The 22,783-nt window shown below is 37.8% G+C and carries 17 protein-coding genes and 1 pseudogene; 9 read left to right on the top strand and 9 right to left on the bottom strand.

Features of this window, described 5'->3' with window-relative positions; all coding sequences use genetic code 11:
* Positions 1–1,029: 1,029 nt before the first annotated feature.
* Positions 1,030–1,482 carry a hypothetical protein gene (locus KS419_RS05785; RefSeq protein WP_217065117.1) on the top strand — a complete coding sequence of 151 codons (453 nt, stop codon included), beginning with the start codon at positions 1,030–1,032 and terminating at the stop codon, positions 1,480–1,482.
* Between the two features lie 5 nt (positions 1,483–1,487).
* On the opposite strand, the gene KS419_RS05780 is transcribed toward KS419_RS05785, so the two are convergent.
* On the bottom strand, positions 1,488–2,078 hold the full coding sequence (locus KS419_RS05780) for a YdcF family protein (protein WP_246593672.1): 591 nt from the start codon (positions 2,076–2,078) through the stop codon (positions 1,488–1,490).
* Between the two features lie 302 nt (positions 2,079–2,380).
* On the opposite strand from KS419_RS05780, the gene KS419_RS05775 reads away from it, so the two are divergent.
* The gene (locus KS419_RS05775) at positions 2,381–3,622 is read left to right on the top strand and encodes a serpin family protein (protein WP_217065115.1); all 1,242 of its coding nucleotides are present in this window, start codon (positions 2,381–2,383) and stop codon (positions 3,620–3,622) included.
* A 361-nt stretch (positions 3,623–3,983) separates the two neighbouring features.
* Here the strand turns inward: KS419_RS05775 and KS419_RS05770 are convergent, their stop codons facing one another.
* The 4 genes from KS419_RS05770 to KS419_RS05755 all read right to left on the bottom strand — a co-directional run bounded on the left by KS419_RS05770 (position 3,984) and on the right by KS419_RS05755 (position 8,809).
* Positions 3,984–4,913, bottom strand: coding sequence for a sugar ABC transporter substrate-binding protein (locus KS419_RS05770; protein WP_217065114.1), 930 nt, complete (start codon positions 4,911–4,913; stop codon positions 3,984–3,986).
* 30 nt (positions 4,914–4,943) lie between these two features.
* Positions 4,944–5,882, bottom strand: a complete 939-nt coding sequence (locus tag KS419_RS05765) for an ABC transporter permease subunit (RefSeq protein ID WP_380086404.1) — start codon at positions 5,880–5,882, stop codon at positions 4,944–4,946.
* A gap of 2 nt (positions 5,883–5,884) precedes the next feature.
* Entirely contained in the window at positions 5,885–7,369 is a 1,485-nt protein-coding gene (locus tag KS419_RS05760) for a sugar ABC transporter ATP-binding protein (protein ID WP_217065112.1), read from the bottom strand.
* Positions 7,370–7,753: 384 nt separating this feature from the next.
* A complete protein-coding gene (locus KS419_RS05755) occupies positions 7,754–8,809 on the bottom strand; it encodes a LacI family DNA-binding transcriptional regulator (RefSeq protein ID WP_217065111.1) in 1,056 nt (351 codons plus the stop codon).
* A gap of 475 nt (positions 8,810–9,284) precedes the next feature.
* Here KS419_RS05755 and KS419_RS05750 point away from each other — a divergent pair, with 475 nt between their 5' ends.
* The 4 genes from KS419_RS05750 to glpK are packed head-to-tail and all read left to right on the top strand — an operon-like array spanning position 9,285 to position 14,033.
* Positions 9,285–10,721: an L-fucose/L-arabinose isomerase family protein gene (locus KS419_RS05750; protein WP_217065110.1), complete on the top strand. Its 1,437-nt coding sequence runs from the start codon at positions 9,285–9,287 to the stop codon at positions 10,719–10,721.
* 22 nt (positions 10,722–10,743) lie between these two features.
* Positions 10,744–11,574: a transketolase gene (locus KS419_RS05745; protein ID WP_217065109.1), complete on the top strand. Its 831-nt coding sequence runs from the start codon at positions 10,744–10,746 to the stop codon at positions 11,572–11,574.
* Positions 11,571–12,539 carry a transketolase family protein gene (locus KS419_RS05740; protein WP_217065108.1) on the top strand — a complete coding sequence of 323 codons (969 nt, stop codon included), beginning with the start codon at positions 11,571–11,573 and terminating at the stop codon, positions 12,537–12,539. The genes KS419_RS05745 and KS419_RS05740 overlap by 4 nt, the downstream gene beginning before the upstream one ends.
* A 9-nt stretch (positions 12,540–12,548) precedes the next feature.
* Positions 12,549–14,033, top strand: coding sequence for a glycerol kinase GlpK (glpK, locus tag KS419_RS05735; protein ID WP_217065107.1), 1,485 nt, complete (start codon positions 12,549–12,551; stop codon positions 14,031–14,033).
* A 55-nt stretch (positions 14,034–14,088) separates the two neighbouring features.
* Here the strand turns inward: glpK and KS419_RS05730 are convergent, their stop codons facing one another.
* Complete coding sequence (locus KS419_RS05730; RefSeq protein ID WP_217065106.1) at positions 14,089–15,114, bottom strand: LacI family DNA-binding transcriptional regulator; 1,026 nt, start codon at positions 15,112–15,114, stop codon at positions 14,089–14,091.
* A gap of 198 nt (positions 15,115–15,312) precedes the next feature.
* Here KS419_RS05730 and ribB point away from each other — a divergent pair.
* Positions 15,313–15,909 (top strand): annotated as a pseudogene (gene ribB / locus KS419_RS05725) (3,4-dihydroxy-2-butanone-4-phosphate synthase); the annotation flags it as partial.
* A 146-nt stretch (positions 15,910–16,055) separates the two neighbouring features.
* Here the strand turns inward: ribB and rbsD are convergent.
* Together rbsD and rbsK are read right to left on the bottom strand one after the other, a co-directional pair.
* Positions 16,056–16,445, bottom strand: a complete 390-nt coding sequence (rbsD, locus tag KS419_RS05720) for a D-ribose pyranase (RefSeq protein WP_217065104.1) — start codon at positions 16,443–16,445, stop codon at positions 16,056–16,058.
* A complete protein-coding gene (gene rbsK / locus KS419_RS05715; protein ID WP_217065103.1) occupies positions 16,442–17,341 on the bottom strand; it encodes a ribokinase in 900 nt (299 codons plus the stop codon). The genes rbsD and rbsK overlap by 4 nt, the downstream gene beginning before the upstream one ends.
* Positions 17,342–17,598: 257 nt before the next feature.
* Between rbsK and KS419_RS05710 the strand changes: the two genes are divergently transcribed.
* Positions 17,599–18,198 (top strand): hypothetical protein, encoded by a 600-nt coding sequence (locus KS419_RS05710; RefSeq protein WP_217065102.1) that lies wholly within the window; start codon positions 17,599–17,601, stop codon positions 18,196–18,198.
* A gap of 168 nt (positions 18,199–18,366) precedes the next feature.
* A complete protein-coding gene (locus KS419_RS05705; RefSeq protein WP_217065101.1) occupies positions 18,367–18,837 on the top strand; it encodes a putative signal transducing protein in 471 nt (156 codons plus the stop codon).
* 153 nt (positions 18,838–18,990) lie between these two features.
* On the opposite strand, the gene KS419_RS05700 is transcribed toward KS419_RS05705, so the two are convergent.
* The gene (locus KS419_RS05700; protein WP_217065100.1) at positions 18,991–22,782 is read right to left on the bottom strand and encodes a sacsin N-terminal ATP-binding-like domain-containing protein; all 3,792 of its coding nucleotides are present in this window, start codon (positions 22,780–22,782) and stop codon (positions 18,991–18,993) included.
* Position 22,783 lies beyond the last annotated feature (1 nt).

The raw sequence follows: 22,783 nt of genomic DNA, 5'->3' as shown, positions 1-22,783 counted from the left end.
CGCTTCCTCGTCCAGGATGCGACAAAAGACGAGAGTATGACTGTTGTTTTGTCGCTTCCTCGTCCAGGATGCGACATTAGACAAGGGATGTGGTGTTGTTTTGTCGCTTCCTCCCTCTAGGATGCGACATTTGACAAGGGATGTGGTGTTGTTTTGTCGCTTCCTCGTCCAGGATGCGACATTAGACGGGGGATGTGGTGTTGTTTTGTCGCTTCCTCGTCCAGGATGCGACATTAGACGGGGGATGTGGTGTTGTTTTGTCGCTTCCTCCCTCTAGGATGCGACATTAGACAAGGGATGTGGTGTTGTTTTGTCGCTTCCTCCTCTAGGATGCGACATTAGACAAGAGTATGCCTGTTGTTTTGTCGCTTCCTCCTCTAAGGATGCGACAAAAGACGAGAGTATGCCTGTTGTTTTGTCGCTTCCTCGTCCAGGATGCGACATTAGACAAGGGATGTGGTGTTGTTTTGTCGCTTCCTCCCTCTAGGATGCGACATTAGACAAGGGATGTGGTGCTGTTTTGTCGCTTCCTCGTCCAGGATGCGACATTAGACAAGAGTATGCCTGTTGTTTTGTCGCTTCCTCCTCTAGGATGCGACATTAGACAAGGGTATGCCTGTTGTTTTGTCGCTTCCTCCTCTAAGGATGCGACAAAAGACAAGAGTATACCTGTTGTTTTGTCGCTTCCTCCTCTAGGATGTGACACTAGATGGGGCTGCACTGCTTTTTTGTTCCTTGCTAATGGCTTGATTGAACCTCTGGAGTATACCTTTCACTCATGGAAGTTTTCATTCATACTGATGCAGATTCTTCGTCCATGATGACAGTTATATTGGCATGTTGCTTTAATGCTGTAACTGGCCAAGATTTTGCGATGTCATCCCCTTCGAATAAATTGATAAATTAGACGACCATAAAATCATGGAGACATCCCCTTCACTATTCAGTATAATGACAATATAATGAAGGAACTGTTTTGCAGCTAGTGAGTTGGAAAACAATTCGCATAAATGAGGGATTGCCTTGAACATGAAAACAATCCGAGAATCAACGGATCAAGAGATAAAATCGTATTATTATCTTTTAATCAGTGAATCCCGAAATACTTTTGCACACTATCAACGTCTACAGTCTTTTTTGGAAAGTCCCCTATTAATGTGTGTTTATATTGTTCTGTGGGGTCTCGTGGGATTCAGTGTGATGACATTCTGGTTATTTCCTGATCCAGATTTCAGCCTATTGCTAGTCTCTGGAATTCCCTTGTGTATTCTTTTGATGGTAACTAAACATTCCCGAAAAGAGATGAACAAAAGCGAACAGTTAGTCGACCGCTACCATATCCAACTGGATTCCTTCCGCAGTAAACTAGAACAAGCAAATCGCACGATTCCCGATTATCCTTACTTTGACACGGACGAACATTATCTACCATTTGACCATAGTGGTCATTTAACAGACGATCACATCCGCGATACGGACTGATTTACTTACCTCCAAAGTCGCATAACATAATATTTTGAAATTGCTAACACCTCTCGTAATGTATACATTCTGCGGAGGTTTTTGTTTGTATATAACACACTTTCAACCGCAGCGGCACCGGATGCGTCAATCGTCAAATCTTCGGCAATATTTAAGGCTCGCTTCATATGGAAAACATCGGTAACTATGATCGCCGAGTCCCAGCCTTGACCATCCATGATGACTTTACTGTATTGTAAATTTTCAGCAGTATTCGTTGCTAGTGGTTCTAGAAAAATATGTTCAGAAGGGACATTGGCTTTTTCTAAAAATTCCTTCATGGCTTCTGCTTCCGTTGGTGGAAAATCCCCTAAACCTCCAGTAAGAATAAATTTCTCTGCAAATCCCTCATGGTAAACTTCCAGCGCCCGTTCCAGTCTTGCCTTTAATGCGGGACTTGGACCATTCTCCCAAACACCTGCACCTAGTACAATAATGACATTTGCCGGTTCCGGTTTGACGGTTTTTCCTATGTTATTAATAGAGTAATAGTGATAGAAACCCCAACCTACCAGTAATAGAAAACAAGAACTGCTTATTATGATAAAGATGACCATTTTTTTCAACGAGAACATTCTCCCTTCACCCATGTAATCAAATCATTCCTATCGTTTTATCTATGATCGGATACTTCATTTTAACTTATCATTTATTTGACGGATCAAAATCTCTTTTTGTTGCAGCCATCCATTTAACTCTCCTAAACTAATAAAAGATACATTTTCACGCCAACGTTGAGTTTAGGTTTACCCCCTAAATTGTCTAATCAATAGGTTCCCGTGAATCATTCTTATCCCCTAAACCGTCTAATCTGTATCCATTATGATTTGAAAATAAAATAGATAAGGGCGGGTCGATGATGAGAAAAACAATTTCTCGTTCCAAAATACTAGTCGTGTTACTAATTCTTGTTCTGGCAGGAACTGTGTTAGCTGGATGCGGACAGGAGAAAAAAATGCGTGCCATTGAAAAACAAGATCCTATTTTTTCAAAAGAAGATGTAAGTGAAAATATGAGTGAAAGTATAAACCGGTTCTCCACTAATTTATTCGGTACACTCTATCAAAAGGATACGAACCAAATGATTAGTCCCTTTAGTATTGCGAGTGCCCTTTCAATGCTATTAGCAGGTGCCGATGGTGACACAAAAGGGGAAATTCTCAGTGTTTTACAGTCAAACCAATTTACCGAAGAAGAAATCCACACTTCTCATCAGGCTCTCCTGGATATTCTTCAACACGCTGACCCAGGAACTACCCTGCTCATTGCAAATTCTCTTTGGATAGAAGAAGACATTGAATATCAGGAAGACTTTATTAAGGTGCTTCAAAATTATTATGATGCTGAAACATCCAAACTTACATCTGCTAAAGAAATAAATAATTGGGTAGAAGAGAAAACATTTGGACGGATAGACAATATCGTACAAGAAATAGATCCAAATACCGTCATGCACCTTGTGAATGCTGTCTATTTTTTAGGGGAATGGTGGACTCCATTTCAAGCTCAATTGACGAGTGATGGCCCTTTTTATAAGGAAGATGGAGTCATTGTTACTGTTCCATTCATGTCCCAAGGAAATTACTTTCAATATACGAAAGCTCCAGAGTACGAAGTGATCCGTCTTCCATATATGGAAGGACGAGTATCCATGGATATCTTATTGCCTGATGAAAAAATGAGTGTTGAAGATCTACTGGAGATGATACAACAAGGGGAGATCACATGGGATGTTTCTGAGGAAGAGGTAGAAGGGCAACTAAAATTACCGAAGTTCACGTTTACAACCGATATGCAACTTAATAGTATTTTAGAATCACTGGGAATGCCCACTGCCTTCGAATCGGAAAAAGCTGATTTTTCCCGGATGACCACTGATTATCCTCTATTTATCAGCGAAGTAAAACATAAATCTTTTATTGAAGTAAATGAAACAGGTACAGAAGCGGCGGCTGTTACTTCTATAGGAATGGATGCTGGCAGTGCACCACCAGATGACCCTTTTGAAATGGTTGTGGATCGCCCATTTCTATTTCGAATTATTGATGAAACAACAGGGGTGATTTTATTTATGGGGCATGTAGTAGATCCAACAACATAAACGGAATTAACGACCTTCGTATTTTGTTAAGCGGGATATCAAGAAACGGCTCAAGGCCCGACAATTGGATTCTATTATAAAATCAGTTATATTTCCTTAAGAAAAGCGCAAGCGCCTAGGCTCACGAGCGTAGGGCAGTGGAGGAATGACAACCTGAAGTCCACTCTTTGACTTCAGGTGTCACTTCCGAAGTGCCTTAGGGACTGTAAAAGTGGAAAAGCACCACTTTTTCAGTTCCCTTGCGAGTAGGCGGGGGAGCTAGACAACTTGCCCGAAGGTGCCAAAACTTATACACTCTTACCTTTTAAAAAAACAGCACCTCAGGAATTTTATTCCTTGGTGCTGCCTTATTTTTTACTTTTTATTTCGAATCAGACATATATACATCAACTAAAACAAAATCCTCTGGTTCCGTACCGTTTTTCAAATATTCATCCACGAAATTCACAGCCTCAGACCCGATAAAATCAAAGTCTTGAACTGCAGTTACATTCATTTCACCTTTTTCAATTAAATCATATGCCTCTTTAGCACCATCAAAACCAATGATAATGATACCTTCATCTTGTCTACCAGCAGTTTCAATCGCACGTGCTATTCCTACTGCCATTGTATCATTTTGGGCAAAGACAGCATCAATTTCATCATGTCTAGCAAGTAAATCGGACATTGCCGCTTCTGCAGGAGCCATTGAGAAATCACCTACTGCTGTTCCAATAATCTCGAATTTACTTTCTGAATTCTCATTAGGATCGATGACACTTAAGAAACCGCCTCCACGTTCACGCTGAGGTGCTGTACCCATTACACCTTCCATATGGATAACTTTTCCACCGTCAGGAAGTTGACCTTCAAGCCATTTCCCTACTAGTTCTCCACCTTTCAAGTTGTCTGTTACTAAATATGAAAGAACACCATCAACATCTACTGCTCTATCGACTGTAACTACCGGAATACCTTTATCAATGGCTTCTTTTAAAGCATTCGCACTGGATGATTCATCCGCAGGGTTAATAATTATAGCGCTTACACCTTTTTGCAAAGCATCTTCCACTTGGGAAGGCTGTCTTGATGCATCGTTTTGTCCATCATAAACCAATACTTCATACCCTAATTCCTCCCCACGCTCTACAACTGCATCACGTAATACATGGAAAAACGGGTTTCCTAAGTCAGCCATAAGTAATGCAATACTATCACCATCAGCCCCACTTGCTTCATCATCATTTGAACATGCTGCACCAACCATTAACAGTAAAGCTGCAAATACTACTAACAATACTTTCTTCATTTTTTAACCCTCCTAATTTTTATACATTATTTATCTAGTACTCTTCCGGTCTAAAATAACCGCAAGAAGTATAACTAGCCCTTTAATAAACTGCTGATAAAATGCGGAAACGCCTATAATATTTAATCCATTGTTCAAAACTCCAATTATCAGGACACCAATAAGCGTGCCAAATAGTCTTCCTTTTCCACCTGCGAGGCTGGTGCCACCAATGACAACCGCAGCAATGGCATCTAATTCAAACATCATTCCAGCAGTTGGCTGTGCAGAACTGAGACGGGAAGTTAGGATTACACCTGCTAAAGCAGCCATTGTACCACTTATGACATAAACCATTGTTTTGATTCGGTCTGTAGGAAGCGAGGCTAGTCTAGCAACTTCCTCATTTCCCCCTATCGCATAAACCCCTCTACCAAATACGGTATATTTTAATAAAATCATTAGTATCACAAAGACTATCAATAAGAGAACCATAGGAAATGGCAATCCTAAAATACTACCTTGACTGAAAAAGTTTAGTATTGGAGCATCAGAGGTAAGTCCCATGGCAGGAATTCCATCTGAGATTATCATTGTTATACCTCGATACATCGTCATTGTTGCAAGTGTGACGATAAAGGCCTGAAGTTTTACCTTCGCCACGAAAATCCCATTAAATAATCCGAGTAATGCACCAAATATAATAACAGTTGGAATGGCTATTAATTCAGGTACACCAGCCGCAATCATAAGCCCCAACAACATGCCTGACAGAGCCAAAATGGCACCTACTGAAAGATCAATACCTCCTGTTAAAATTACAAATGTCATCCCGAAAGCGATGAGCCCATTAATGGATACTTGGCGAAATATATTAAGGATATTATCTAAAGTGATAAATCTTGGATTAATTATTGTAATTAAGACTACTAGTAGGATTAATCCCAATACGGTCCCATATTTTCTAAAAACTCCTTCAAATCTGGCCATGATCATTTTCCTCCTCCAGTGGCGTATTCCATAATCTTCTCTTGAGTGGCATCCAGTCTTGTAAAGATTTTCTTTAACACCCCTTCATGCATCACTGCAATTCGGTCACAAATTCCTAATACTTCAGGAAGTTCACTAGAAACAACGATAATTGCTACACCTTGCTTTTTTAAATGATTAATGATTTCATAAATTTCTTTTTTTGCACCGACGTCTACTCCTCTGGTAGGTTCATCTAATATCAAAATTTTCGGATCCGTCATCAGCCACTTTGCAATAACTATTTTTTGCTGGTTTCCGCCACTCAGTTTATTCGTTTCAATCGTCTGATTCGGAGTTCTCACATTAAGTTTTTTAATGTATTCAGCCACTTTGCCGGTAATTTTTGATTCTTTAATTAGTTTTTTTTCTGTAAAGTTCTTTAAGGAAGGTAGGATAGTATTTTCAGCTACAGAAAAACTTAAGATTAATCCTTCATTCTTTCTATCTTCTGTAATAAATCCGATTCCATTTTTCTTAGCCTGGATTGGAGAGTTTATTTGAACCTTTTTCTGGTTGATAGAAATTGTTCCAGAATCAAACGGTATGCTACCAAAAATCGCATGCATCACATCTGTCCTTCCCGATCCCATCAATCCGGAAAAACCTAGTATTTCTCCCTCACGAACATCAAATGATACATCCTTGAACTTTCCATTCAGGTTCAGATCTTTGACACTCAATACGATATTACCTGGGTCTATCTCAACCCTCGGGAAACGGTCATCTAAACTGTAACCCACCATCATACTTACGATTTCATCAAATGACGTGTCTTTCGTATCTTTTTGACCAACGAATGATCCGTCTCTCATCACAGTAATCGTATCGCATAGATGAAAGATTTCCTCCATCCTGTGGGATATGTAAATAAATGATACACCTTTATTTTTTAAGTTTCGTATGATTTCAAATAATAGATCAATCTCTTTATCTGTTAAAGCAGCTGTTGGTTCATCCATAATAATTAACTCTGCATCCATAAGAAGTGCTTTTGCTATTTCTACTAGCTGTCTTTTCCCAACAGAAATATCTTTAACCAATATTGTAGGATCCACATCAAGACCTAACAGATGCAATTTTTCTTTAGCTATCTTTGTCATTTCTTTATTGTTTACAAGTCCTAATTTCTTTTTTATTTCTTTTCCTAAAAACATGTTTTCTACAATGCTCATCTCATTAAGAACATTCAGTTCCTGATGAATGAAGGCAATTTTTTTGTTTTCACTATCTTTGATACTATGAAAATGCTGTTCTTGCCCATTTATTTCAATTAAGCCTTCTTGTTTTGTATAAACTCCAGATAGTATTTTCATTAATGTGGATTTCCCAGCACCATTTTCTCCCATAAGGGCATGAATCTCTTTTTCCTTAACATGAATACCTGCACCCTTTAGTACTTGTACTCCACTAAAGCTTTTATTTATTCCCTTCATGATGACTTCCATCATGACACCTCCCTGGCAGTCACATATGCAACTATTTGGCATCGCTTTCATAAAAGTAAAAATTAATTAGTAACACAATTATTTTCTTTGCTTAAGTAAACTTTAATACCCCTAACTAAAATAGTCAACATATTTTACATAAATTTTTTCGAAAAATTTAGTGTTTTTTTAGTTTGGATTATGCTGATGAGTTTCTCTCTTACTAACTCACCATTTGTTTAAAACAGCGTAAAATCACTTGAATACACGTCCTAATAGTGTTCCTATGATAATTAAACTCCTAATATAATACACCGGTAAACTAAAATAATCTCAATATTTAGGATATATTTTAGTTTTGTTTTATTCCAATTGTGACTTTTCTATGAAAATATTTAATTGGACTTAATTTACAGTCAGTTCGCCCAGATTATAAACATCATTTATTTTTTGGCATGAACTCCTCTCTATTATCTTTGTATCAACTAACATTTTTATCCTTTCATTTTCGGGATTACTAATGTTTTGAATGACTTTTTCAACAGCTATACTTGCAATTCTGTCTTTCTTAACGTGAACCGTTGTTAACTCTGGATTGATAATTTGCGCCTCCCATATATTATCAAACCCAATAACTGATATATCTTCAGGAACATTGATTCCCAGTTCTGCCAAAGACTTAATGACACTGATCGCTATATAATCACATTCACAAAAAATAACTGTCGGCAGGTTAGTGAGATCGTTACTAATACCAAGTTTAAAAATATCCTGAGATGATACCTCAGTGGGGGACAGGGTATATATGTTTGATGCAGGAATAGAGATTTCTGCTGTTTTCATCGCTTGGAAAAATCCTTCTTTCCTTTTCTCAAAATTGTACATTCTTGTATTGGATTGCGCGTATGCTACTTTTGTATGTCCTTGTTCAATTAAATAAGTCCCAGCTTCAAAAGCACCCATGACATTATTCATGACAACAAAGTCGATATTTAATGTCTCAAAACACGTGTCTATTACAACTACATTTGGATGGTTTTCTGAAATACTTTGAATTTGTTCACTCTTTAAATTCGTACCAAGGAGAATAATTCCATTGGTTGGCTGGTCCTGTTCCAATAAAGAAAGCTCACTTACAAGATTCTCGGAATTCAAGGAAGATATTAATAGTGAGTACCCTTTTGATGAAATATTCTCGTTGATATAGTGAATCAATTCAACAAAAAATGGTAAACTATCATACTTCTCTGTAACCAACCCATAATTAACACCAGCAACAAACCGTAGTACTTTTCCCTTTGGGACTGTTTTTATGGAGGAACGTGGTGTATACCCATATTCATTAGTAATCTTTAATATTTTTTCCCGTGTATCCTCACTAACACCGGGCTTTCCATTCAGTGCTAACGATACGGCTGAAGTTGATACATTTGCTAATTTTGCTATGTCTTTAATCCTCATCTGATCACACCATTTCTTTTTTGTCTATCCACCTTCTTACAATAAACTAAAATTATCTAAAATTTATATTACAACTAAAAATCGAAAATGACAACACTAATTTTAGTCAATATTTTATATATATTTAGTCAGAAAATTAGTTTGCGATAATCTTTGGATTGCTTAATTACTATTCAAAAAATCTTATTTATCAATATATATAACCATTTCATAGATATGTTCCCATACGCTCCCCCCTAAAACAGACACTAAAATTTTTATTATTTTATTGACTATACATAAACTCACTGCTACAATTTTAGGTGAAAACAACTAAAATTTTAGTTAGGGTAAATTATCCGTCGGAGGTGGTTCCCTTAAATTTACTGCCAATCTACTCCTAGCTTACTCTTTGAAAGATAACAAATAGTCAAATCAATAGTTTTTAACTCATCTAACTTATTTTATATGTTTTTAATTCATGGAGGTGTTTTTTGTGGATAAAGTCAAATTAGGTTTTGCGCCAACAAGGAGATTTGTTTTTAGTAAGGAGGATGCTTTTAAGTATAAGGAGTTAATAAAAGAAAAGATTACTAGTTTTGGTCTGAATATGGAGATCGTCGATTTAGAAAAGTTTAATGAAGAAGGTCTTTTGTATGACCGAGCTCAAGAAGCTCAAATAATTAAATATTTCAAGGACTCTGAAGTGGATGCAATTTTCTTTCCGCATTGTAATTTTGGTACAGAAGATTTAGTAGCAAGAGTTGCAAAAGCAGTTGGAAAGCCTGTATTACTTTGGGGACCAAGAGATGAATCACCTTTAGAAGATGGAATGCGGTTAAGGGATACTCAATGTGGATTGTTCGCCACAGGAAAAGTTCTGCGCCGATTTAATGTTCCTTTCACTTACATCACTAATTGCCGTGTAAATGACCAAATTTTTGAAAGGGGATTCAAAAATTTTATTGCTGCAGCAAATGTTGTCAAACGTTTCAAAGAACTTCGAATCCTACAAATTTCTACTCGACCTTCTGATTTTTGGACGATGATCTGTAATGAAGGGGAACTACTAGAAAGATTTGGTATTCAGGTTCATCCAATTACCTTAGAGGACATCAAAAGGGAAACATTAAAATTAGAGAAAAAAGATACACCTGAGCTCAGCGAAGCTATCAATTATATTAAAGATACCCTTGACTGGAGCGAAGTTAGTGAAGATTCTGTCCGGCGTATTGCCGCTTTAAAAGTTGCCATGAAACAGTTCGCTGTAAATACAGGAAGTTCTGCAATAGCAATTCAATGTTGGTCTACTCTTCAGGATATTATTGGTATTATGCCTTGCTTAGCAAACGCCATTCTAACTGATGAGCAAATTCCTGTAACCTGTGAAACGGACATTCATGGTGCTATAACTTCTATTATGGTTCAAGCAGCAACCTTAAATGAACTGCCGACATTTTTTGCAGACATAACTGTGCGTCATCCTGAAAATCCAAATGGAGAATTATTATTCCACTGTGGAAATTTCCCTGTGTCATTAAGTGTTGATGAAACCCCAAAACTGAAAAAACACTTTCTATTTGAAGACCACTCTCCTGGTACACACGAAGGTGAGATAAAAGGTGGTCAAATGACAATTGCCCGTTTTGATGGGGACCATGGGGAATACTCATTATTCCTTGGAAAAGCAAAAGGGATTCAAGGTCCATACACGAGAGGTTCTTACGTTTGGGTAGAAGTAAATGACTGGCCACTTTGGGAAGAAAAACTAGTAAAAGGACCTTATGTACACCATTCTGTTGGAATTCACGCAAACGTAATCCCTGTATTATTCGAAGCATGTGAGTATATACCTGGATTAACTCCTGATCCTGTTGACCCAACAGTTAGTGAAATAAAGGCTTGGCTCCGAGGTAGCGACATTAATGTTTAAAAAATAAGGAGGTTATATCATAATGGAAGAATTGACGTTCCTTAAGCGTAAAGCAACGGAAATAAGAAAAGAATTAATTACGATGATTTATGAATCTGGTACTGGACATACTGGAGGTTCTTTATCTAATACTGATATTTTGACCGTTTTGTACTATAAAATTATGAATGTAGATTCAAAGAATCCAAATTGGGAAGACCGTGACCGATATGTTCAGAGTAAAGGTCATTCCGTCGAATCTTATTGGGCGGTTCTTGCGGACAAAGGATTTTTTCCAAAAGAGGAACTTCAAACTTTCTCAAAGTTTAATTCGAGATTAATCGGCCACCCCAATAATAAAGTTCCCGGTGTGGAAATGAATACTGGTGCACTTGGACATGGATTGTCGATTGCAGTTGGAATGGCCCTAGCAGCAAAACTAGATAACAAATCCTATAAAGTTTATACCGTTATGGGGGATGGTGAACAGGCGGAAGGTTCTGTTTGGGAAGGAGCTATGGCTGCAGCTCAATACAAACTAGATAATCTAATCGCCATCATCGATAGAAACAGGTTACAAATAACCGGTGGTACAGAAGATGTCATGGGACTGGAGCCACTTGGTGACAAATGGAGAAGTTTTGGCTGGGAAGTAGTGGAAGTAGACGGTAATGACATAGAACAATTAGTCACTGTTTTATCCGATAACCCTAAAGTTAGCGGTAAGCCATTATTAATCGTTGCAAACACCGTAAAAGGGAAAGGAATCTCCTTCTCAGAAAATCAGGTAGGCTGGCATCATCGGGTCCCTACAAAAGAAGAATATGAATTAGCAATAAAAGAGCTTTCAGAGCAATTGGAGGTACTCGTATGAATAACGTAGCCTTAAAAAGTTCAACCGGCAATAAAATTGCTAATCGTGCTGTCATTAGTGAGACATTACTGGAATTAGGAAGAAAAGATAAAAATATTCTCGTATTGACAAGTGATTCTCGAGGTTCTGCTGCTTTAGTTCCATTCGGGAAAGAGTTACCAGATCAGATCGTAGAAGTTGGTATTGCAGAACAAAATATTGTAGGTATTGCAGCAGGTTTGGCACATTCAGGGAAGAAACCATTTGTTGCATCTCCAGCTTGCTTTTTAAGTATGAGAAGTATTGAACAAATCAAAGTAGATGTGGCTTATTCTCAAACTAATGTCAAACTAATTGGCATTAGTGGTGGTGTCAGTTACGGCGCATTAGGAATGTCTCATCACTCCTTACAGGATATCGCTGTTACTCGCGCCATTCCAGGATTGCATGTAATGATGCCGGCAGATCGTCATGAATCAAAAAAAATGATAGAAGCTTTAATAAACTATCCATACCCTGTTTATGTAAGAATTGGTAGAAACCCCGTGGAAGATTCCTATTTATCGGAACAATATGATTTTGAAATTGGGAAAGCAACTACCATGAAGGATGGAAAGGATATCACACTCATTGCAACTGGTGAAACGGTCCGAGTCGCTCTAGATGCTGCTAAACTCCTAGAGGACATGGGCGTCCATGCAAGGGTACTAAACATGCATACGATTAAACCTCTAGATGAAGATGCAATCATAAAAGCAGCTTCAGAAACAGGAAAGATTATAACTTTGGAAGAACACAGTATTTTCGGCGGATTAGGTGCCGCTGTAGCTGAAGTGGTGTCACAACATCACCCTGTACCAATGAAAATACTTGGCATTCCTGATGAACCAGCTGTTACAGGTAAAACGGCAGAAGTGTTTCAACATTATGGGATTAGCGCGGAGAATGTATCCACTATTGCTATGTCTATATTAAAACGGGGATGAGGTGAACCCATGAGTAACTACATCCTTGGTGTCGATCAAAGTACTTCAGGAACCAAAGTTTTACTAGTGAATAATGAAGGAATGATTATTCATAAAAAATCAAAGGGACACAAGCAAATATATCCGAAACCAGGTTGGGTTGAGCATGATCCTAAAGAAATCTATGAGAATGTAAAAGTTCTCATAGATGAGGTTATCAAAGAATCTGGCGTCAGTTTCCATGAAATAAAAGTTTGTTCCATCACTAACCAAAGGGAAACCGCTGTTGTGTGGAATAGAGAAACTGGAGAGCCCATATACAATGCCGTTGTCTGGCAGTGCAGAAGAACAACTGCAGATTGTCAAACACTGAAAGAAAAGGGATTTGAACAATTGGTTCAAACAAAAACTGGTTTAACCATTGACCCTTATTTTTCTGCCACAAAAATCTCCTGGATTCTATCTCATGTGAAAGACGCGAGATACCTGGCAAACCAAGGAAAGTTGTTAGTGGGAACTATCGATAGTTGGCTCATCTGGAAGTTAACCGCTGGCAAAATTCACGCAACGGATTATACGAATGCAAGTCGTACCCTTTTATATAATATTTATACTCTAGAATGGGATAAAGACTTACTGGAGATTTTTGATATACCAGAATCCATGTTAGGTGAAGTAAAAAATTCTGATAGTATATTTGGTTATATAGAAGATGAAAGTTTGTCAATTCACTCCTTACCCATTTCCGGAGTGATAGGGGATTCACAAGGCGCTTTATTTGGTCAAAAATGCTTTGAAATGGGTTCTGCAAAAGCCACATATGGTACTGGTACGTCTGTAATGATGCACACTGGCAAACCTATTAAAGCAACGAATGGTTTAGTTACCACGATAGCCTGGGGACTTAACGGAAAAATTAATTACGCTTTAGAAGGAATAATAAACAGTACAGGTGATACCATCAATTGGATAAAAAATGAACTGCAATTAATTCAAAGTTTTGATGAGGTTGAATCACTTGCTGATTCTCTGCCTGATAATCAGGGAGTTTATTTAATTCCTGCTTTTGTTGGTTTGGGTGCTCCTTATTGGAGTCCTTCCTCTAAAGCAGCAATCATAGGAATCAGTAGAAACACAACAAAATCACATTTCATTAGAGCTGCAGTTGAAAGTATCGCTTATCAAGTAAAGGACATTATTCATCTAATGGAAACCGAATCTGATATTAAATTAACCCAACTGAAAGTTGACGGTGGGGCTACTAAAAACCTTTTTCTTATGAATTTTCAAGCTGGTATATTAAATAAATTGGTAATTACTTCTGGTGTCCCAGAATTATCTTCTATGGGTTCTATCTATTTAGCTGGTTTGGGTATTGGCATGTGGAGTTCAACGGATGAGCTTGAATTATTAGCACACAACGATGAAAAGTTTGAGCCTATGATGAATGATGAGGATAGAGATATTTACTATAACGGATGGAAAATGGCAATAGAAAAGATAGTTGTTAAATAAAAATAGAAGGCTGGAGCAATTAAATGCTCAAGCCTTCATCATTTTTTTTAAAACATCAGTCCAAACGCTTACAAGAGTTTCTTTCGACCAAATCAGTATCTACAAGGATTTTTAAACTGTCTTTTGTTTCGTTTTCTATTTTTTCAATTAAACGTTCCACCGCCATAGAAGCAATTGTATACTTAGGTACATGGATGGTTGTTAATTCAGGATGGATAATCTGGGCTTCTCTTATATCATCAAATCCAATAACAGATATGTCTTGTGGAACATGGATCCCAACTTCCGATAATGCTTTAATGATGCTAATTGCCATATAGTCACACTCACAAAATAATGCTGTTGGAAGTGTCGAAAGGTTATCAATGCGTTTTATAAAATTATCTTGTGCAGATATATCCGTTGGCTTAATTTTAAAGATGTACTCTTTATCAATTGTCAAACCTCTTTCATCTAAAGCCTGATAAAAGGCACGTTTTCTCATATCAAAATTATATATTCGGGAATCAGATTCCACATAACCAATACTTGTATGACCATTTTCAACTAAATAAAGTGCCACTAGATAGGCTCCTAATAAGTTATTCATGACTACAAAGTCTACATTTAATGTTTCAAAACAAGTATCAATAACAACTAAATTATTAATTTTTTCATTTGCAAACGATATTTGTTCATAATTTAAGTTAGTTCCAAGTAATATAATTCCATTTCCTGCTGGATCATCACCCAGTAGACTTATCTCTTTATGAAAATCTTGAATATTTATTGTTGAAACCATTAAGGAATAACCCTTTTCCTTTATTTTTTCACTGAAATCATGAATTAACTCAGTAAAGAATGGAAGTGTTTCATATTTTTCGGAAACGATACTAGCACCAGTGCAAGCTACAAACTTCACCACTTTAGAGGAAATATATTCTTCTTTCTTAGCTATAGAGCGTGTAGTATATCCATGCTCCCGAGATATTTTTACAATTTTTTCTCTAGTTGCTTCACTTATACCAGGCTTTCCATTGAGAGCCAAGGATACTGCTGATACAGATACATTGGCAAGTTTAGCTATATCTTTAATTTTCAAATTACCCTCACCACTTCACAACAGATTTATGTAAAAAAAGATATTTATGTAAAACTTATCAAATTAATTGTACAGGGTTTATAGATAATTGACAAACTTTATATACGTTTATTAAATACAGAATAGCTTTTATTTATCGAGTACTTTTAAAAACATGTTAAGATGAATTTAGATTCTTATATATAAGGAAGGTGCCATATGTTCCACTCCATTACAGAAGCAATTCAGGATTTAAAGCAAGGAAAAATGATTATTGTTGTTGATGATGAAGACAGGGAAAACGAAGGCGATCTCTTAGGCCTCGGAGATTATATAACATCTGATATGATCAATTTTATGATTACATACGGTAAGGGACTTGTTTGTGCCCCCATCACCTACAAAAGATCTAAAGAACTAAATTTACCTTTAATGATTACAGAAAATACAGAACAATACAAAACTGCTTTTACCGTTTCAATTGATCATATTACCAATACAACCGGGATCTCAGCAATGGAACGTGCAGATACAATAAAAGCTTTGACTTCAGCTAAAACCAGTGGCATGGACTTCAAAAAACCCGGACACACCTTCCCCCTTATTGCCAATGATGGAGGCGTACTAGAAAGACCAGGTCACACAGAAGCTGCGGTGGAACTCGCAACTCTTTGTGGTGCAAGTCCAGTTGGAGTTATTTGTGAGATTATTAATGAAGATGGGTCCATGGCAAGGTTGCCCGAATTAATGACCTTTGCAGAAAAGCATAAGTTAAAATTAATTTCCATAAAGGATTTACTCACATATAAAAAGAACATCTGATTATTTTACACCACTAATATGTTAGCATTTATGAAATAAACTTAGATGATCAAAAGGAAAGTTCCTTTCTTGAGGAAGGTGCTTTTTTAAACTACCTTCCTCCCTAAAGCAAACTTTGAATCAAACATTAAATCATATTTTTAAAATAACACCCCTGCAGAAAGGATAATATTGGCGTAAGGAGTAGCTTCACCTGTCCTAATGATCACTTTAGCCTCATGTGTTTTCACCTTAAAACTTTCATGATCCATAAATCGGATTGGGAACTGTTTCAATTTGATCTCGTTATATAATTCTTTATTCTTCCCCTCCATTTCCTCTGCACAAAAGGCTTCTTCTACGACCATATCATTTAATACTTCATCAAGAACACTCTCGAAAGATGGAAACCCAAGTTTTATTGAAAGATCTATACACGGAACATGAGCTGGGACAGGTAACCCGCAATCTGCAATTACAATCTTATCTGTGTGCCCCAGTTTGGCCAATACTTGAGCTATATCTCTGTTTAATATTCCATGTTTTTTCATTCATTTCCCCTCCTACTCTTTAAAAATAATTCCAGTTCCTCACGTGTGGGCATTCCCCCTTGAGCTCCAAACCGTTGAACAGACAATGCGGCAGCACCGTTGGCAAATTCTAATCCAGCACGGAGCTCCATTTTTTCCCCTAAAGCCACTGCTAATGCTCCGTTAAATGTATCCCCTGCACCGGTTGTATCCAAAGGATTTACTTTATAGGCAGGAACATTTCTCACCTCTCCATCTTTTATGTAATTTACTCCCTTATCTCCCATTGTCACTATCAATTTGTTTGATAAAACATCATCTTTTTCGCGAAGATGGGAAAACAAATCCTCTTCCTCTGTCTCATTTGGAGTGATGTACGTTGCTTTTATCCAATCACCTTCCTCCATCTTTCTCGCTGGGGCAGGATTTAAAATGACAGGGATTTGATGTTCATGACATAACTGTAAACAAAACTTCACGGTCTCCACTGGAATCTCAAATTGTAAAACGACAAGACTGCTTGCCAAAATATTTTGTTCATATTTTTTTACAAACTCCGGAGTAACTTCATTATTGGCACCTGGAATTACAATGATCCGATTATCGTTATCTGATAGTATGATGGTGGCAACACCAGATCCCACATTCGAGGCTTCCACACAATCTACAGAAACGCCCTCTTTGTTTAAATTGTTCCTTAACTCATCACCAAAAGCGTCATTCCCTACCTTCCCAATCATTTGGACTCTACCTCCCAAGCGCGCTGCAGCAACCGCCTGATTTGCCCCTTTACCACCTGGATAGGTTTTAAAACTTTCCCCCAGTAGAGTTTCTCCTTGAACTGGAACTTTATCAGTCATTGTCACCATGTCCATATTAATACTTCCTATCACAGTGATTAACGGTTTGTTTTCCATTGTCGTATCAACCTTTCCTAAGTTTTGAAAAATGTATAGCCTCAAGTTAATACTATATTATTCGACACATCTTCCTGTCTTCCCTTCAATGGTTCCTTTGCCAAGGGGGAAGTGGACTGATAGAATTGATATATTGAAATATTTTTTCAATTCGGTGATATAGGGACAACCTTTATTCAATTCATCAATTTGAAGAAACTTTTTTCTTCTTTTTTCGTAAACAAATAGTGAACAGTAAGACAACCCAGGAGGCACTTATGAAACTACCATCTATTAAACATGCCGATAATGAAGTAATCGGCTCCGTCATTATCGTAACAAGTATCGTGATGATTTTATCTGCTTTTTTTCTCCCTGTCGTATTTCTCATGGTATTACAGGACATTTTCTTTTTCTCTAGGTCCCATTGGTATTTTGCCGCCCCTCCCTCGGCCTATTTCATGTTTGGTGCAGGCATGTTATGGATTCCAATCATACTCATTACGTTTTTAAGTGTGAAGGTATGGATGGAAAACAGGGATAGGGTAATTAGCAATGTATGGGTATACGGACTATTATTGATCTTATCTTTTCCTATTTTTGCACTAAGTATCTCAAACTATTATTATTTTGACGATGAAGGGATTCATTATAGTGAACTTTTTAGTTTTTCTGAAGCTGAGCATAGTTGGGATGACATTGAGAAAGTGATCCGCGTAACGAACAGTGAAGGCGGCGTTAGTTCTGTTGAAGAATATATTTTTATATTGGAGTCGGGGGAAGAACTGGATGTCCCATTTGATACAACCAAGCATGAAGTGAGGCAAATTATCAGTCGTGTAATCCGAGAATATGGTTATGAACTAATTGAACAGTAGACTTATCTCCGGTCCAACTCCCACAATTAATGGGATGGAAGTTGTTTTATCGTCCTTGTATAATTACCTTAAGTGATACAATAGAAGCGTTGGAGCTAAACAACATGCCCGAAGGTTTCAGAACATATAAATTACCTTAGTATAAAAAAATTGGAAGGAGTGATCCAGATGCCTTGGTGTCCAAACTGCCATGAAGAATACATTGATCATATGAAGATATGTAAAGACTGCAATGTAGACTTAAATGATGGCGAACCACCTGAAGAAGATCCACAACGGTTGGAATTTGTGGATACTGAATTTTTGACCACCGCATCCAGTGAGATTGAAGCTAACATGCTAGAGGCGATGCTCGAAACAAATCATATCGCGACCGTCAAGAACTACCGGGAAGCAGGAGGTTATCTGGCCATTTATATGGGGGAAACGAGCTATGGCATTGACCTTTATGTAGACAAAGAAAAACTGGAGACTGCACGGGAACTTCTCGCACAACTAGAAACATCCCCCGTTTTAGCCGAAGACGAAGAGGAAACCTCATCCAACGAATCGGTGAAAAAATCAAAAGGGCTAAGAGTTGCTTTTGTCATATTTATTATTTTATTATTCGTTATTGTACAAGGTCTAGCCTTCCTCTAATGTATTGAAGATGGAGGATGGAGGCGGCACCCTTTAGGGGAAAATCAGGGGACTTGGATTCAGAAGGTATCCAGTCGTCCGTTGTTGGTCGGTGGCATAGGCATAATCATACCATTTGCCTATGCCACCGATTTATTTTTTTATCCGTTGATATCAGAGCTTCAAATTCACCGGGTGTGCAAATATTCGCCCATCCAGCCAGAGTTTAAATGGATTTGATAGTTCCTTTATTTTTGCTTGCTCCGTTCCAGTGTTACTAACTACAAAAATACAGTATTTGTCTCCCTCACCTTGTTTATAAAGCGCTCTTGCAACCTCCCATTGGTTACCTGATATTCCAATAAGTTCAGGCTCATTTACCACTTTGGATTTAACCTCAATGTATTTCATTATTTGGCCATTCTCTGAAACTTGGAAATCAAACCCTTTTCCAAGGTTCCCATCTTGATTTAACCAAAGTACTTTTATTTCTCTGCCATCCGAGGTTTTCACGAGGAAACCATGCTCTACTCTCTGAACATCCCCTACTTCTCTATAGCTATTAAGCAAAGAATTGAAGACCACTGTTTCACCCCAATCACCAATTTCCTTTGCCTTTTCAGGACTGAATTGGAATTGTTGATCTGCGAATTCTGTTGTTGCATACTCCCTATCTTCGGCATCTACTGTAACGGCGGGAAATTCTTCTAAATGAGAAGTATGTTTCGCCGTGTCATTGCTCGATATCATATCCTCTTCCTTACTCATGTGAATAGTGGTGCTGGATTCAAAGGTATATTTCTTAATAGGTGACACCACGGATTCCGCTCTAATTTCAGGAGACCAGTCAGAATAGGCGGCACCTGTATTCTTCACACCACTACTAGTTTCTGTAGAAGGATTTCCTTTAGTTAAACCTGCATTATACCCATCATTATCTTCGAAATCATCGTCATCGTCGACCAATTCTTCCTCCTCAGCTGAGACAGATACAGCAGGTAGATGGTTAGAAAAATCACCCTCTGAGTTCCCACTACCGTCAACAACAGAAGTGTTGACACCTGGTAAGTTAGTGTCAGATCCTGTGGCGATCTCCTTTACGGTACCGTTATCTTGCGAAGTTTCTTTAGTCATTTCAAATGGCTCAGATTCATTAATTTTTTCGGTATGATCAGGGGTCTCAACTACTATTTCAGATTCCCTGTCCTCTTCATTTTCTTCCACTAGTACAATCTTTTCGGAATCCTCTCCCATAGAATTTTCTTCGGTGATCTCTATTTGTTGTATGTGGTCGGACAACGTGGTTTTCCCACTGTCCGTATCCGTAACGGTCTCTCCTTGTTTCCCATCTTGGGACTCTTCTCGTTCTTGACCCTGTATACCTATGCCGCTGTCGTCCTCAGAGACTTCTTCTGCAGGTACCGTTTCCACCATCGCCAGCAGTTTTTCAAACATCCCATTCTCCTGTAATTCTTTGAATCTCTTAAAGTTTTTTTGTTCGTCTTCGGACAATTGTTCCATATAGACCTTTTCAATATCCGGCTTAAACATTAAAGCGTTAATAAGCACTTCCGTCTCACTCGTAATCTCATACTCATCATGCAAATCATTCTTAAACAACTCACTCGCTTTTTTGCAATTTCCTTTTTTATCAAATAACCATGGTGTACTCTTTAACTGTTTTAGAAAATAGACTTCAAAGAAGGCCCACCTTTCTCTTCGATAATACCACGTGTATTTCCCCGTAAGCTTGGATTCAAAGAGTTGACTGCCTACTTCCTCAATATATAAGTTCAGCATGCTCCATAGAGCTTTGGATTTTTCCAGTGTCACCTCTTGGAATAGTTCCTTTAATCCTTCTAAATCAAAATCTACCACGTTTCCCCTATAGGAAATTTTTGCATCCTTCCATTCACTCTCTAACCGTAATTGTTTCTTCTCCTCATCTGTCAATGTGTTATCTAGACGAATAAATCTGACGTTGAAGTGAAGACCAATATCCTTTAAAAACGTGATATATGTTTTTTGAAACTTCCTGTCCAGGAGAATGTCATCGAGAAAAAACACATCCTGATTGTCCGCAAAATATGCCCGGAGGGAGTCCGTTGGAAAATAGACTTCACTAGGAAATTTATAGGAAGAAACTCCCTTTTTATTGTTACAAAGGATAAATGGTGTTTCCCGTAACCGAGTTAAAAAGCCCTCTTTTTGGTCAGAAGGTACCTTTTCATATGCTTTGTATATCTTCTTCATATCTGTTTCATAATCATCCGGCAGATAACCTTCTTGATATTTTGGCAAAACAAGGTCCTTTACCTCGGCTAAAAGATCTGGTTCCTTTAACCCGAGCAAGCTAAAGAACCGTTTAACATTAGAATCTTTTAGTAACGCTGGATCAACAATTTGATAGTGGGAAGAATCATAGAGAGAAGAAGGCATGTATACTTGCACATTATTGTCCTCATCAAAAGGAGCTACAAATCTTCCATCTGCCACTTTAACGAAAGGCTTACTTCTCAATACACCTTTTTTTCGGAATCGGTACTCCGAATCTCGCCACAGATTCGTTTGATCAATGAGCTTTGTATAAAACTCCATAAGCCATTCTTCGTTTTTCCGCAGTAAAAACTCTGAAGAAATGGCACGGGCGAAGCTAATATAATCTACCGTTTCTATATTTAGATCATCCCGCAAATAATACCAAAGATCCCTCGTACGATTTTCAGTAATAGAAGGGGATAACCAATGCATTCGGTCGAACAAAAAATCGTTATCACGTTCAGCCAATAAGTCTGTCAGACTTTTTACTTCTGCCAGTAAAGCCTCCTGACACGATGTAAATGTCTTCTCCTTTGTTGGCAACAGCTTTGCCCCGGAAGAAAATAATTGCTTAACGGATGTAAAAATCGCTTGATACAATGGATCAATTTCTGCTCGTTCCGAATCAAACGGCAAAACGGAGAGAAACTCCACATCTAGAAAACCCATCTCTTTGATTTTCAGTATACTTTCTGAAATTAACCGCCCCGTTTCATAGATTAGCTCCTGATTCACCTCATCTTCCAACGGAATGTTATCCCGGGCAGGTGTTGTCTTATACGGCCCTTGAATCACGAAATGTAGATACGTATCTTTTTCAGTGGGAAAAAACACAACTAGCTTGGAATCCTTTTCCGGAATAAAATGAAACTGATTTTCTTGATCCAGTTTATATTTATACGCTACCTCCACCGATAATTTTTTATCCGTTAGTTGGACATCTTTTTCGAATACCATATACGTTTCAAAAGTCTCATCCTCTGAGTGGAGTCTTACCTTCCGCCAGCAAGGATGAACTTCTCTTTGCTCCTCCAAGAGGCTTTTCGAATATCTTCCCTCTTCTTCTTCACACCTCCATGTTATTTCATTAAGGCTCTTTAAAAAGAGAAGTGTCCTTAATCCTAAGTTTTTTAATCGGTGATACACAAGGGTAAAACATTCCTCTTCGGATCGTTGCTCGTGATTAAAGGGTAAAACAATTTTCGTCGTTCCTTCCCCAGCAGTTTCACCATCACATACCCGTGGAAAAATAAAGTCTTCAATTTTTATATGATAGTCACCGGAAAAAATATAAGGGGATTTCGTCACAGCATAAACAGATTTAAACCCTACTCCGAATTTCCCAATTTTGTTAATATCATCCTTTTTCGTACTATTTCCAATACTAGTGATGGAGTCAATATCCTTATGCTTAAAATCAACCCCATTATGGATAATCTCCAATCGGTCATGGAACAGTTCAAAGGAGACCGTGGACGCACCAGCATCTTCTGCATTTTGAAGAATTTCATAGATAAAATGAGAAGCATCACTATATAGTCCTACTAAAATGTGATCAAAATTAAAGCCATTCATACGGTTTGCGTCAATCCATTTTTGTCTTTTTTCAATAAGCTGTTCTAAGTTTGCATTTTGAAGAACACGCATC

Origin of the sequence: Evansella tamaricis, assembly GCF_019042215.1 — a bacterium.
GTDB lineage: Bacteria > Bacillota > Bacilli > Bacillales > Salisediminibacteriaceae > Evansella > Evansella tamaricis.
This window is presented reverse-complemented; position numbering and strand designations above follow the sequence as displayed.

What these genes read in the sequence shown, in the direction of transcription:
- KS419_RS05785 (WP_217065117.1), top strand. Translation starts at nt 1,030, where the DNA reads ATGAAAACAATCCGAGAATCAACGGATCAAGAGATAAAATCGTATTAT.
- KS419_RS05780 (WP_246593672.1), bottom strand. Translation starts at nt 2,078, where the DNA reads ATGGTCATCTTTATCATAATAAGCAGTTCTTGTTTTCTATTACTGGTA.
- KS419_RS05775 (WP_217065115.1), top strand. Translation starts at nt 2,381, where the DNA reads ATGAGAAAAACAATTTCTCGTTCCAAAATACTAGTCGTGTTACTAATT.
- KS419_RS05770 (WP_217065114.1), bottom strand. Translation starts at nt 4,913, where the DNA reads ATGAAGAAAGTATTGTTAGTAGTATTTGCAGCTTTACTGTTAATGGTT.
- KS419_RS05765 (WP_380086404.1), bottom strand. Translation starts at nt 5,882, where the DNA reads ATGGCCAGATTTGAAGGAGTTTTTAGAAAATATGGGACCGTATTGGGA.
- KS419_RS05760 (WP_217065112.1), bottom strand. Translation starts at nt 7,369, where the DNA reads ATGGAAGTCATCATGAAGGGAATAAATAAAAGCTTTAGTGGAGTACAA.
- KS419_RS05755 (WP_217065111.1), bottom strand. Translation starts at nt 8,809, where the DNA reads ATGAGGATTAAAGACATAGCAAAATTAGCAAATGTATCAACTTCAGCC.
- KS419_RS05745 (WP_217065109.1), top strand. Translation starts at nt 10,744, where the DNA reads ATGGAAGAATTGACGTTCCTTAAGCGTAAAGCAACGGAAATAAGAAAA.
- KS419_RS05740 (WP_217065108.1), top strand. Translation starts at nt 11,571, where the DNA reads ATGAATAACGTAGCCTTAAAAAGTTCAACCGGCAATAAAATTGCTAAT.
- glpK (WP_217065107.1), top strand. Translation starts at nt 12,549, where the DNA reads ATGAGTAACTACATCCTTGGTGTCGATCAAAGTACTTCAGGAACCAAA.
- rbsD (WP_217065104.1), bottom strand. Translation starts at nt 16,445, where the DNA reads ATGAAAAAACATGGAATATTAAACAGAGATATAGCTCAAGTATTGGCC.
- rbsK (WP_217065103.1), bottom strand. Translation starts at nt 17,341, where the DNA reads ATGGAAAACAAACCGTTAATCACTGTGATAGGAAGTATTAATATGGAC.
- KS419_RS05710 (WP_217065102.1), top strand. Translation starts at nt 17,599, where the DNA reads ATGAAACTACCATCTATTAAACATGCCGATAATGAAGTAATCGGCTCC.
- KS419_RS05705 (WP_217065101.1), top strand. Translation starts at nt 18,367, where the DNA reads ATGCCTTGGTGTCCAAACTGCCATGAAGAATACATTGATCATATGAAG.
- KS419_RS05700 (WP_217065100.1), bottom strand. Translation starts at nt 22,782, where the DNA reads ATGCGTGTTCTTCAAAATGCAAACTTAGAACAGCTTATTGAAAAAAGA.